Source organism: Hymenobacter fastidiosus (assembly GCF_039539565.1).
Taxonomy (GTDB): Bacteria; Bacteroidota; Bacteroidia; order Cytophagales; family Hymenobacteraceae; genus Hymenobacter; species Hymenobacter fastidiosus.
The window spans coordinates 18848-31183 of the sequence record NZ_BAABDJ010000014.1 but is presented as its reverse complement, the minus strand read 5'-3'; the positions used below and the strand labels follow the sequence as shown (position 1 = coordinate 31183).

General features: G+C 59.6%; 7 protein-coding genes. 4 read left to right on the top strand and 3 right to left on the bottom strand.

Annotated features, from left to right (window positions below; translation table 11 throughout):
• Positions 1-34 precede the first annotated feature (34 nt).
• A complete protein-coding gene (locus ABD833_RS08680) occupies positions 35-457 on the bottom strand; it encodes a BrxA/BrxB family bacilliredoxin (RefSeq protein ID WP_345072369.1) in 423 nt (140 codons plus the stop codon).
• 322 nt (positions 458-779) lie between these two features.
• Between ABD833_RS08680 and ABD833_RS08675 the strand changes: the two genes are divergently transcribed.
• Complete coding sequence (locus ABD833_RS08675) at positions 780-1841, top strand: tetratricopeptide repeat protein (RefSeq protein WP_345072368.1); 1062 nt, start codon at positions 780-782, stop codon at positions 1839-1841.
• A 104-nt stretch (positions 1842-1945) separates the two neighbouring features.
• A complete protein-coding gene (locus tag ABD833_RS08670; RefSeq protein WP_345072367.1) occupies positions 1946-3997 on the top strand; it encodes an OmpA family protein in 2052 nt (683 codons plus the stop codon).
• Between the two features lie 207 nt (positions 3998-4204).
• Here the strand turns inward: ABD833_RS08670 and ABD833_RS08665 are convergent, their stop codons facing one another.
• Positions 4205-7183 carry a PAS domain-containing protein gene (locus ABD833_RS08665; protein WP_345072365.1) on the bottom strand — a complete coding sequence of 993 codons (2979 nt, stop codon included), beginning with the start codon at positions 7181-7183 and terminating at the stop codon, positions 4205-4207.
• An 852-nt stretch (positions 7184-8035) separates the two neighbouring features.
• Between ABD833_RS08665 and ABD833_RS08660 the strand changes: the two genes are divergently transcribed.
• On the top strand, positions 8036-8404 hold the full coding sequence (locus ABD833_RS08660; RefSeq protein WP_345072363.1) for a hypothetical protein: 369 nt from the start codon (positions 8036-8038) through the stop codon (positions 8402-8404).
• A 1-nt stretch (position 8405) separates the two neighbouring features.
• On the opposite strand, the gene ABD833_RS08655 is transcribed toward ABD833_RS08660, so the two are convergent.
• Positions 8406-9947, bottom strand: a complete 1542-nt coding sequence (locus ABD833_RS08655) for a hypothetical protein (RefSeq protein ID WP_345072362.1) — start codon at positions 9945-9947, stop codon at positions 8406-8408.
• A gap of 576 nt (positions 9948-10523) precedes the next feature.
• On the opposite strand from ABD833_RS08655, the gene ABD833_RS08650 reads away from it, so the two are divergent.
• Complete coding sequence (locus ABD833_RS08650; protein WP_345072361.1) at positions 10524-12296, top strand: ABC transporter substrate-binding protein; 1773 nt, start codon at positions 10524-10526, stop codon at positions 12294-12296.
• The last annotated feature ends 40 nt before the right edge of the window (positions 12297-12336 follow it).

Below are 12336 nucleotides of genomic sequence, written 5' to 3'. Positions count from 1 at the left end.
CCGATCAATCCGAAAAATCCGGACGAATCCGTGGTTAACAGTGCTCCTCGAAGGCGCCCTGCAGGTTGTCGACGATGCGCATCAGGTCGTTGCCTTCGATGTGGTGCCGCTCGATAACGTGGACCAGTTCGCCGTCTTTGAAGAGGGCAATGCTGGGCGACGAGGGCGGGTAGGGCAGCATGTGCTGGCGGGCCTGGGCTACGGCAGCGGTTTCCATGCCGGCGAAAACGGTCACCAGCTTGGCGGGCTTCTTGTCGGAGCTCGATACGGCCAGCTTCAGGGCCGGACGGGCTTTGGCGGCCGCGCAGCCACACACCGAGTTCACGGCCAGCAGTACGGTACCACTCTGGGCACCAAGGGCCGAATCAACGGCTTCGGGGGTCATAAGCTGCTCGAAACCGGCGTCCGTGAGGTCTTGCCGGATGGGGGCAACCATGTATTCAGGGTAAGTGGCCATTAGCGTAAGTGGCTGAAGTGACTGAGGGTGAGAAAAGCAAGCGAAGCCCGGAGGCGGGGCAAAAATACGCAAACTCCGGCGCTTGTCCGGGCAAAACCGCAGAGGAGCCCCGGAGGTTTCCGCCCGGGGCTTCTGTGAGTAGGCCAACACCGCGGCGGCGGAAACAGTGCGGGGGCTCCCGGCAGCGGGTGGCGGGCCGGCGGCCGGTCTGGCATCCCTGCTCATTGATAAAATACCAACGACGCATAAATGAAAGGCAATGTGGCGCCGTTTCAGCAATTAAAATTATATTTAACCCGTCGCTGCTTATCAAATCAACGTGATGCTAAAGACTTTTATTCTGTCGGCCACCCTGGGCCTGACAGCCGCTACGGCGCAGGCCCAGGTAGACACGGTGCGGGCCAGCACCCTGCCGCCGGCCCAGCAGGCCGAAAAGCTCTACAACAGCGGCGTAGCCAAATACAACGGCAAAAACTACCGCGCCGCCCTCCAGGATTTCGACCGGGCGCTGACGCTGCGACCCGACTTTGCCAAAGCCTACTACAACCGCGCCACCACCCGCTACGAGCTCAAGGACTACCAGCCCGCCGTGCAGGACTACGATCAGGCCATTAAGCTCGATCCGGCCGGGTTTACGGCCTACTTCGGGCGCGGTCAGGCCAGGGAGGCGCTCGGGCAGCCCGCCGAAGCGGAGCAGGACTACACCAAGACCACGGAAGTCAAGCCTGATTACGCCCCGGCCTGGTACTACCGCGGGGCTTTACGCTTCGAAAAAGCTGACTACAAAGCGGCCAAAGCTGATTTTGACGCGGCCGTGAACGCCGACCCCAACTACGCCTACGCCTACCACGACCGCGCCAGCACCGAGCGGCAGCTCGGCAACTTCCCGGCCGCCGTGCAGGATTATACCAAAGCCCTCAGCCTCCAGCCCGACCTGCTGCCGGCCCTGCTGAACCGCGCCGCCGCCAGGCGGCGCGCCAACGACCTGAAAGGCTCCCTGACCGACTACAACGACTACTTCACCAAAAAGACTGACAACCCTGTGGCCTACACCAACCGGGGCGCTACCCGCTACGAGGCCGGCGACTATCAGGGAGCGGTGGAGGACTTCAGCAAGGCCATTGCGCTGAACGACCAGTATGCTTTCGCCTGGAACAACCGCGCCGCCGCCTACCACAAGCTGGAAGACTATAAAAACGCCGTTGCCGACGCTACCAGGGCTATTGCCCTCAACGGTCAGTATGCCGAAGCCTACCTCACCCGCGGCCACGCCCGCGAAATGCTCCGCGACGATCAGGCCTGTCAGGATTGGCGCAAAGCCGCCGAGCTGGGCCTGGAAGTGGGCACGAACTACGCGGCGGCCTCGGGTTGCGGCAGCGAATAAACAACCAGGCCGCGCGCCGCGCGCTTCGTAGTCCGCGCGCCAGAACAACCCGCCCGGCGCGGCCCCAGTCTGAGCGCTAAGCTCTCCTATTCTAAGCTCCGATAATGTACACTCTCTTACGCCTCCTTTTTTTGCTCGGCACCCTGCTCTGGGCTGTTTGTGCCAACGCCCAGAACGTGGAGTTCAGCAAGGATCAGTTCGGCTCCAGTAAGGACGGGCTGAAGGAAGCCCAGCGCGAAATCAAGGAGGGCGACGGATGGTACGACTCCGACCCGCCGCGCTACGAGCAGGCCCTGCCCCACTACCTGAACGCCCAGAAGTTCAACCCCAACAACGCCCGCCTCAACCTGCGCATCGGCAACTCCTACCTGCACTCGGGCTTCAAGCCCCGCGCCCTCACCTACCTCCAGAAGGCCTATCAGCTCAACCCCGACGTGGACCCCAACATCCATTACTACCTGGGCCGGGGCCTGCAGCTGAACGCCAAGTGGAACGAGGCCATTGCCGAATACAAGGCCGCCACGCCCGCTACCAACCCCAAGAACGCCGCCGCCCAGGTTGCCGCCATCCGCCGGAAAATAACCGAGTGCGAAAACGGCCGCAAGCTCATGGCCGCGCCTATGCGCGCCTTTATCGACAACGTTGGCCCGGCCATCAACTCGCCCTATGCCGAATACGGACCGGTTATTTCGGCCGATGAGTCGGTTATCCTCTTCACCTCCCGGCGCGACAACTCCACGGGCAAGCAGCGCGACCCCGAAACCGGCGGCTTTTTTGAAGACATCTACCAGAGCACCCGCACCAGCAAGGGCGAGTGGTCGGCGGCCCGCAACCTGGGGGCACCGGTGAATACCGACGGCCACGATGCCACCGTAGGCCTGGCCCCCGACGGGCAGCGCATGCTGGTGTATTCGGAAGACAACGGCGGCGACCTGGACGAAGCCGACCTGCGCGGCGCGGCCTGGCGCAAGCCCCAGAAAATGGGCAACCGCATCAACAGCAAGTACCACGAGTCGTCGGCGGCCTACACGCCGGATGGGCGCACGCTGTACTTCGTAACCGATAAGGAAGGCGGCCTGGGCAACCGGGACATCTACCGGATCCAGATTGAGGGCCGCGGCCCGGCCGTGAACCTGGGGCCGACCATCAACACCCCCTACGGTGAAGAGGGCGTATTTCTGCACCCCGATGGCAAGACGATGTACTTCTCCTCGGAAGGCCACGACTCGATGGGCGGCTACGATATCTTCAAGTCGGTGTTTGAGAACGGCAAGTGGAGCGCGCCGGAAAACCTGGGCTGGCCCATCAACACCCCCGACGACGACGTATTTTTCGTGATTTCGGCCTCGGGCCGCCACGGCTACTACTCCTCCTTCCGGGATGACGGGCTGGGGTCGAAGGACATCTACCAGATTACCTTTCTCGGGGCCGCCAAGCAGCCCGTGCTCAGCCAGGAAGACCAGCTGCTGGCCTCCCGCATTCAGCCGGTGAAGGAAACCCAGCTGGCCCCACCCGTACCCATTGCCACGGCGCAGGTAACCATTCTGAAAGGCGTGGTGACGGATGAAGCCTCGAAGCAGCCGCTGGAAGCCACCATCGACGTCGTCGATAATTCGCGTAATGAGCTCATTGCTTCCTTCCGCTCCAATGCCCAGTCGGGGCGCTACCTGGTGTCGTTGCCGTCGGGCGTGAACTACGGCATTGTGGTGCGGCAGGAAGGCTACCTGTTCCACTCCGAGAACTTCGACGTACCCGCCGGCGCGGCCTACTCGGAAGTGGTGAAGGATATTGCCCTCAAGAAGCTCGACGTGGGCGTGAAAGTGGTGCTCAACAACATTTTCTTCGACTTCGACAAGGCGACCTTGCGCAAGGAAAGCACCGCCGAGCTGGAGCGCCTGCAGAAGCTGCTGGTTGAAACCCCGGCCCTGCGCCTCGAAATCTCCGGCCACACCGACAACGTGGGCAAGGGGGAATACAATAAGGACCTGAGCCTGCGCCGCGCCAAAGCGGTGGTCGACTATCTTGTGGCTAAAGGCACCGACAAGGCCCGGCTGACTTTCGCCGGCTACGGCGACGCTCAGCCCGTAGCCCCCAACACCACCAAAGGCGGCCGGCAGCTCAACCGCCGCACCGAGTTCAAGGTGACGGGCAAGTAACGGGAATATACCCGGAGCAGAACCAGATTATCGGGCAAGAAGGAGCCGCAGTAGCTTACGTGCTGACGGCTGATTAGCATGGCGAAGCGGAATGCCAAAACGGCGTCGGGTGCGGGGCTTGCCCCCGCCCGCTGTTCGCGCCAGTTCACTGGTTTCGGGCAACAGACCGGGGCTGAGGCCCGCAACAACCGGATTACGCGACCTGTTTCAGCGCTTGAAGTACACGCTAAACGTGGAGCCCAGCCCGAGCTTACTCTCTACCTCAATCTTGCCGCCCACATTTTCCACCATCTTCTTCACCATGTACAGCCCCACCCCCGAGCCGGCGACGTGGGTGTGGTAGCGTCGGAACAGGTCGAACAGAGGCCGCTCGGGCGTGATATCCAGCCCCAGGCCATTGTCCTGCACCATCAGCACCAGGTAGCGTTCTTCCACGCGGGCTTGTAGGCTGATATGGGGAACCCGGTCAGGATGGCGGTATTTGAGGGCATTACTAAGCAGGTTGTAGACCACCGAGCGCAGGTTTTTGTCCGAGAACATCAGCACCGGGCAAGCCTCTACGTTTACATAAAGCCGGGCTCCGGCGGCCTGAATCAGTGGGGCCAGATCCAGGCGCACATCGCGGATAACGTCGGGCAGGCGAACCGGCGGGGCCAGTTGACCATGCTCCTGCTGCAGGCGGGAGATGTCGGCCAGGCTTTCAATGGTGTGCTTGAAGCGGTCGACCGCATCCTGCATCAGCTTCAGAATATAGGATACATCGCCCAGACGCCCGGGGAGCGGCAGCTCATCGCCCAGCGCGTGGAGCAGGCCCTCAATGTTGTTGATGGGGTCTTTCAGGTCGTGCGAGGCCGAATAGACGAAGGTATCCAGATCCACATTGGTACGGGTCAGCTGCTGGTTAGTATCGCCCAGTTCCTGATTGGCGTCGCCCAGGGCCGCGTTGGCGGCGTAGAGCTTGTCGTTGCTGGCCGCCAGTTGCCGGTTTAGATTCTGCACCTGCTGGCGGGCCAGCACCTGCTCCGTGACGTCGGTGACGAGGGAGTAGAAACCGGCGACCCGCCCGTGCTGTACATCCGGAATAAAGCTGGTGCGGATGTGTTTCACCACACCCGGCCGGTAGGGCATCCGCGCTTCAAAGTCGACCTGCTCCCCCGCCAGGGCCCGTTCGATGTAGTGCTGCATGCCCAGGTAAGCGGGTTCACCTACTACGTCGCGCACGGGCCGCCCCAGCAGGTCGGCCGCGTTTTGATTGAACCAGGTTTCGTAGGCCCGGTTGGCAAACCGGTATTTTTGATCCTGATCCAGATAACCAATCAGCACTGGCAGCGCGTCGGTAATCAGCCGTAGCTGCTTGGCGTTGGCTTCGCTGGCTTGCTTGGCACTCACCTGCTCACTTACTTCGAAGGCAAAGACCAACAGCCCGTCGGTGCGGCCATGCTTATCAAGGCGGGCCTGGTAGACCAAGTTGAAGTAGCGGTCTTCCAGCCGGCCGGTAGCGGGACTGGCCACGGGCACCAGCATCGCGGGCTCGTCGTGGGTGACTCCGGTCTGGTATACCTGATGCAGTAGTTCCAGCACGGCATGACCGGCCAGTTCCGGCAGGGCTTCGAGCAGCGGATGGCCCAGCAGTGCCCGTCCCGGAAACCACTGCTGATAGATAGGGTTCACCAGCTCGAATACCAGCTCCGGGCCGTCGAGAATGCAGATAGCGGCCGGGGCGGCCATAAACAGCCGTTCGAGGCGGGCGCGTTGCCGCTCCGTATCGGCCCGGGCACTCTGCAGCTGGGTAGTGCGGTCGGCCACCCGGGCTTCCAGCTCCTGCGTGAGGATGAGCAGTTGCTGCTGGGAGTACTGCAGCTCAGCATTGTTGGCGAGGCCTTCCTCGTTGGCCACCTGCAGCTCCTCGTTGGTAGCGGATAGCTCTTCGTTGAGCCCCTGCACCTCCAACCGGATCTGGACCTGCTCGCTCACCTCCGTGGCTACCACCGTGATGCCCGTAATCCGGCCGTCGGCCTCCCGCAGCGGATTATAGACGAAGTCCCAGTACACCGTGTCGCGGTGGCCCTGGTGGTCGATGAGCGCCGGTAGTTCGTGGGCCACGTAGGGGGTACCGGTGGCCATCACCCCGTCGAGCAGCCGCTCGAGGCCCTGGTTCGCAGCTTCGGGCAGCAGCTCGAACAGGGGCGTGTGCAAGGCCTGCGCTGGGGTGCGGCCCCACATCGCGCACACCACCGGATTGGCCATTTCAACCACGTACTGGGGCCCCCGGAACACGGCAATGCCTACCGGAGCCTGCTCGAACAGCTCGTGCAGCTGCCGGTAGTGCCCCTCCCGTTCCCGACGGGCCTGCACCTGCCCGCTCACGTCGTGGGCGAAAGTAGCAACGCCCACAATCTGGCCGTCTTCCCGGTAGGCCTGGTAAGTGCAGGTGAAATACATCTGCCTGGGCGGCCGGCCGGCGGGTTGCGCTACCAGCAGCGGTAATTCGTGGCCGAAGTAGGTTATGCCCGTTTGGTACACGTTGTCCAGCAGGTCCACGATGCCCGCCTCCACGGTTTCGGGCAGGGCTTCGGCCACGGTCCGGTCGTACAGCTCCCGGTCGGGAAACAACTGCTGGTACGCCGGATTGCAGTACTCGTAGCGATGCTCGGGGCCGCGCTGAATACAGATGGCCGCCGGAGTCTGAGCGAATATCCGGCGCAATTTTTCACCCTCCTCGGCTAAACGGTGGGTGGGCGACTCGCGGATCGGGCTTTCGCGCAGGGGCAGTTCCCCGGCCGGCCGGGCATGGTCGACAGGCACAGTAACACTCACGATCAGCAGCGGCCCGTGGCGCCGGGCCGCCAGATGATAGCCGTTGCCGGGCCCATTGGGCGGGTAGTCGATATCGTAGGAGTCGGCTTCGCCCGTTTCAAACACGCGGCGGCAGAAGTCGAAGAGCCCGGAGCTCAGCGGGTGGGGAAAACTGGTACGCAGGCTACTGCCGGCCCGGGCCGGCAAGTCCGGCAGGTGTCGCGCGGCGGGGTTCAGGTATTCCAGGCGGAAGTCGCTCAGCCCGCCCTCAGCTGCCCCGGAGAGGGGACGCCACAGCTGAATAGCCGTCAGCGAAATATCCAGTACGGTTTGCAGCAAGCCCTCAACGCAGGCAAAGTCGACGGGTAACGAGGCAGAGGCGGTGGGCATGGTGAAGCGCAGAAAAGCGACGATAGAGCCCGGCAATAGCATGATGGGAGCCAGTTACCGGGTCAGGCGGGGAGTTTTGACCAAGCATTTGAGGCTTCAATCTTGCGGCAATAATTGAGGCGACCCATTACCCAGGAAAGATACGCTTATCTGCGCCCCCTGATGAAGAATAGCCCTGACTCCTGATCAGACGAGCAGTTGTAACTTGTTCGAAGCCGCCGAACCGGTTCGGCGGGGCAGTAGGGGCGTTGTCCGGATTACGAGTAGTCAAGCGCGGCCGGCCGCCTATCTTGCCCACGTTTCGGTTTTGTTCCAGCCACGCTCCGGCTCTCGTTACTGGTCCGCTTGTTCCGCTGTCTGCTCCTGCTGCTCCTGCTTGTCACGGCCCGGGCTGGCTTCCCCCGGTCCGGACCGGGGCAACAATACCTTCGACAGTCCGGCGCCGCCGCCGCCGATTCGCCACTACCTCAGGGTACAAATCTGGTTGTCCTCCAGGACTTTCAGGACGGCTACGTAGCCAACGGACGCCGCGTACAGCATGCTTTTCGCAGGCCCGGGCAGCAGGCAATCCGCAGGAGCCTGCGAGCCAATGCCCCTGCCCCTGCCCTTGTAGCCGTTGCGTGAGCCGGTTGCTGGTGGTCAGGCCCTGATCGGGGCGCGAACAGCAGCTTCTTTCTACGGCCCCAAGAGCTCAGGCAGAACTTACCGATAGCCGATTAGCCAAATTAAATCTTACCATATTGCCATAAGATTCCTTTAACACTGTACTTATCGACTAAAAAATTGCTTTATTTGCTACCACGTTCCCTTGTTGAGTGGTCTACCGGCACACCTTATTATTTTTTTCCAGCCATGAAGAAGTTTTGCACCCTAACGATGTTTGCAGTTGGCTTCGGAGCCTCCGTTTCTTGTCTGGCGCAGCAGGGCCCCGACCTGCGCGCGCAGGCTACTGAGCGCAGCCGTAAGCTGGCCCAACAGGTTTCGCTCGATGATGCTCGCAGCATTCAGGTTCGTCGGCTCACGTATGCCCGCCTGGTGCAGGAAGATGAGGCCGCGCGTTTGTATGCCGATGATCCTGCCATGCAGCAGACCAAACTGCGGGTGATAAGTGAGGAGTACACCGGAAAGCTTAAAGCGGTATTGTCGGAAACGCAGTTTCTGCGGTATACCGCCTTAAATGCGGCCTCCAGCACTGCGGCCACCCCGGCAATAAGGCCCTGACTTAAGCAACCCGGTTGCGGGCGGCTTTTTCCAAAGCCAGTTCCTGTTCCACGTTGACCCGTAGAATGGTCAGGATCAGTTGCCATAAGGCTTCGTAGGGTATAATTTCTATTTCGGCATAAGCTTCCCCCGGCTGCGGGGCCGCCCGTAACCGGCTAAGCAGGGGCTGGGCTTTTTTCTCGCAAAGCTGCGGATTGAAGTGTTCTTTTACTGTTAGCAGCAGCAGCCGAAAGAAAAGCTGACTCCGTACGGTGGCTGCATCCCGGAGGTGCCGACGCTCATACTTACGCAGTCCTTCCAGGCGCGACAATAAAGCCTCAATGTCCTGCTGACGCAGATAATACAGAAACTGAAGCGTTAGAATGGCTACGTTGTACCCCTGTTTGTCCCGGCTATAGTCAGGTACAGTCTGGATAAACTGATTGAAGTGCCGCAACCGCAATGGCGAGCCTTCCGGCTGCACAAAATGAATATAGGCTCTGAATAAGTCCCACCTCTGCCGGGCGGCCACCCGTTGCTTGCGGAAATAGGGATTCTTATGCGCCAATTCCAGCAGTTGGTGCGCCTGCCCGTATTGCCCCGCGTGCAGAGCGAGCAAGGCATAGTTTTCCAGAAAGAAAAACCAGTTGCCGGATGAGGGATGAAAATCCTTAAAATATTCCTCGGACAGCGCCAGACCCTTGACCGGCTGCTTACTACGCAAGTGCGCATACGCATTCATGTAGTTATTGAACCGCTTATCGAAGCGTTTATTGTTCAGCTTTCCTTGGGCGGCCTGTCGGCCGGTAGCCGTTGTGAGACGAATAATTTCGTCGTAGTCGCCTGTCAGCTCCTGTTGCGTGAGCTTGATAAGGTAGAGATAGTTGAAGGTGGTAAAGCTTTGGGCCTTCTGGTGCAGCTCCTCCAGCTGCGCCTGGTAAGCAGGAATTTCGTTCAGTAACGTCCGCCTCGTGCGCACCGTATGAGCCAGCGCCAGCTTGCTGTTGCTGTATATCTGCCCGGCTTCGTCTTCCAAGGCCAACAGCTGCTGGTATTTGCCAAGCTGCCTGCTCATCGATTTATACCGGGCTGGTTGGCGTAAATCGGCATACAGGGTGCACAACAGGCGAGCCGCCAACACGGCATACTGGGTAAATTCGCCATCCAGGGCCTGCCTAAGGCATTTGCGCAAAAGCTGTTCGGCCAGTAAATACTCGCCTTCCCCATACAGTACACTCACCTGGTGATAAAGGCTGAGGCATTGTAGCTCGTAGCGTCGGGAAACCAAATGACGCGGATCAGACTGATCCAGAAAGTACAGGTGATTGAGCAGCTTTTGCTGTACCCGTGACTTCAGTTTACGGAAGGAAATCTGGCTTTTCGCGTTTATCTTCCCGTAAAGCCCTTTTGTTAACTGCAGTTGCGTGATGTCGGGCTCCGCTTCCAACAGCTGCATCAGTTTGTAATCTTTATGCTTGCTGGCCTGCGCAGAAAAGTCAAATAAGGGAGACTCTTTGAGCCGCCTATCTGTCACAATTTTCGCCAGATTACTAAGTTTTTCCATATGGAATGTCTCCCATCAGTCCTGCTCAACGGTTTCACCCCTAAATAACGCGAATAAAACCCTGTCACAAAAAAGCAGGTTATTTCCTTTATCCCTAAGCTGTTTTGCCCACACCTTTGTAGGGGGTGAAATCCGGCTTTTTTACGGTGGGTTTGTCACAAACACCACCGGATTGAACACCGTTCTCAGGCAGCTCTGTTGTCGACTAGGCTGCATCGGGCCCCCGGAGGGCCACGCCCGTCACTTATTTTACAAACACTCTTTAAAACATTCAAGTCACGTTTGTGACACCTCTTTCCTTTCGGAGCGGAGGGCTGATGCCCAACTTTGTGTCATTCAATCACCTGAACCACTAAGCCCCCGCATCATGCTAGAGTTCCTCGCCATCGCCCTGTTGCAGATTGCCAGCCTTGCTACCTCCGATACCACTGCTCAGGCGGGTGTTGCGGCGCCTAATCCCACTTCCACAGCTACAGTAGCTCCTGCCGGATCAGGCCACGGTGGCTGGGGCGGCGGTATAATGTAAGCGGCCCCCGCTTTAGGAAAGGGTCGTACTCCTACGGAATCTTGGCTAACTTGCCCGGCTCCTACTCTGTACGGACCCTTTTCATGAGACGATTCTTATTGGGTATAGCCAGCGTCCTGTGTCTGGTCGCGTGCTCACCCTCCCCATCGCACCAGAGCAGTACCATCCGGATTCGCTGGCCCCGCGACCCTGAGAATCTGGACCCCCTGGTAGCACCCAATTCTCATGCCGTCGAAATTCTCAACTTACTGCATTGCAGTTTGTTAAGCATCGATTACAATCAGAAAGAATTTGTTCCGTGGCTGGTTGAAGCCATGCCCGTAGTTCGCCAGCGGGACTCGCTCACTTTGGTGACCTATCAGCTACGATCAGAAGCATCCTGGGACAATGGGCTGCCAGTACTGGCCAGTGACGTAGTATTTACCCTGAAAGTAATGAATTGCCCAGGGCTGCCGAATGAGGCTTCCCGGGCGCAATACGGTTTCATTCAGAACATAGAACCGGACCCGGCAGATGAACGGCGGTTTACGCTTTCTTTTCGGGGAAGGGCCCGGGAGCTCGTGCATAGCTCGGGTGATTACCCGATCCTGCCAGAGCATCAGTTAGATCCTCAGAAGCATTTGAGGCGCGTTTCGCTGGCGGCTTTGCGGGCTGATACAGTGCCAAACAAGCGTAGACAGCAGCCGGATATAACGGCCTTCGTTCAACGCTACCAGCGGGCTAACCTTAATCGGCAGCCTGAAAATCTGGCCGGCTGTGGCCCCTATCGGCTAGTTGACTGGCAAACTGATCGGTATGTGGCGCTTCAGCGCAAAGCCAACTGGTGGGGCGACCGAGTTAAAGCAGCCCCGCCTCAGCTGCAGGCCAAGCCAGCGGCTATCGACTATGAGATAATTGCTGATGAGGCCACGGCAGTACTAGCCCTGCGCCGAGGCGACATCGACATCTATCCCATGATGCCGGCCAAGGACTTTCTTGCGTTGCGTCAGAATAAAGCGGCTACCCAGCTTAGCTTCTATACTGCCGATTCGTACGAGATGATAGCGGCCGGTTTCAACACCCGCCAACCAGAGCTACAGGATGCCCGCACGCGCCAGGCGCTGAGTTATCTGTTCGACATCCCTGGGCTGATCCAGGCTAGCCAGCAGGGGATGGCCTACCCGAGTGTGAGCTTAGTGAGCCCAGCGGCGGGGGAATCTTACCACGATAGCCTGCCATTGCTCACCTTTAATACCCAACGGGCTCAGGATTTACTGCGTTCAGCCGGCTGGCAACAGCAGGCCCAGGGCTGGACTCGTCGGGTAGCCAACGGGACTCTGCAGCACCTCAAGCCCAGTATCAGCTACCGCGCGGGCAACCCGGCGTACGAAGCCATTGCGTTGCAGTTTCGGACGGCGGCGGCCAAAATTGGTATTCCGGTGCAGCCTCGTCCTACGGAAGCCTCTTTGTTCACGGAACACCTGCGGACCGGCAATGTCGAGCTGTACCTGCAATTGTTGAGCGGTAATCCGTTCACGTATAATTTCACCCCAATTCTTCACTCACAAAGTATTGGCTGGGGCAACTTCACGGGCTTTGGCACCGCTGCCAGCGACCAGCTTATTGAGGCCATTGCCACAGAAGGAGACCCGAAACGGCAAGCTCACCTGCTGCGCAAATTTCAGTACCTGCTACGCCAGGAATGCCCGCTGGTAGTGCTGTATTTTTTGCAGTATCGGCTGGCGGCCACAAATAGGCTCACCAACCTGCACGCTACGGGTATCCGACCGGGATATGAAGCCGCGGCTATCCAAAGCCTGCCGGCGGGAACTATCCAGCCATAACGTATGGGTCATTTTCTGCTGCACCGTCTGCTGCGCACCT

What these genes read in the sequence shown, in the direction of transcription:
- ABD833_RS08680 (WP_345072369.1), bottom strand. Translation starts at nt 457, where the DNA reads ATGGCCACTTACCCTGAATACATGGTTGCCCCCATCCGGCAAGACCTC.
- ABD833_RS08675 (WP_345072368.1), top strand. Translation starts at nt 780, where the DNA reads ATGCTAAAGACTTTTATTCTGTCGGCCACCCTGGGCCTGACAGCCGCT.
- ABD833_RS08670 (WP_345072367.1), top strand. Translation starts at nt 1,946, where the DNA reads ATGTACACTCTCTTACGCCTCCTTTTTTTGCTCGGCACCCTGCTCTGG.
- ABD833_RS08665 (WP_345072365.1), bottom strand. Translation starts at nt 7,183, where the DNA reads ATGCCCACCGCCTCTGCCTCGTTACCCGTCGACTTTGCCTGCGTTGAG.
- ABD833_RS08660 (WP_345072363.1), top strand. Translation starts at nt 8,036, where the DNA reads ATGAAGAAGTTTTGCACCCTAACGATGTTTGCAGTTGGCTTCGGAGCC.
- ABD833_RS08655 (WP_345072362.1), bottom strand. Translation starts at nt 9,947, where the DNA reads ATGGAAAAACTTAGTAATCTGGCGAAAATTGTGACAGATAGGCGGCTC.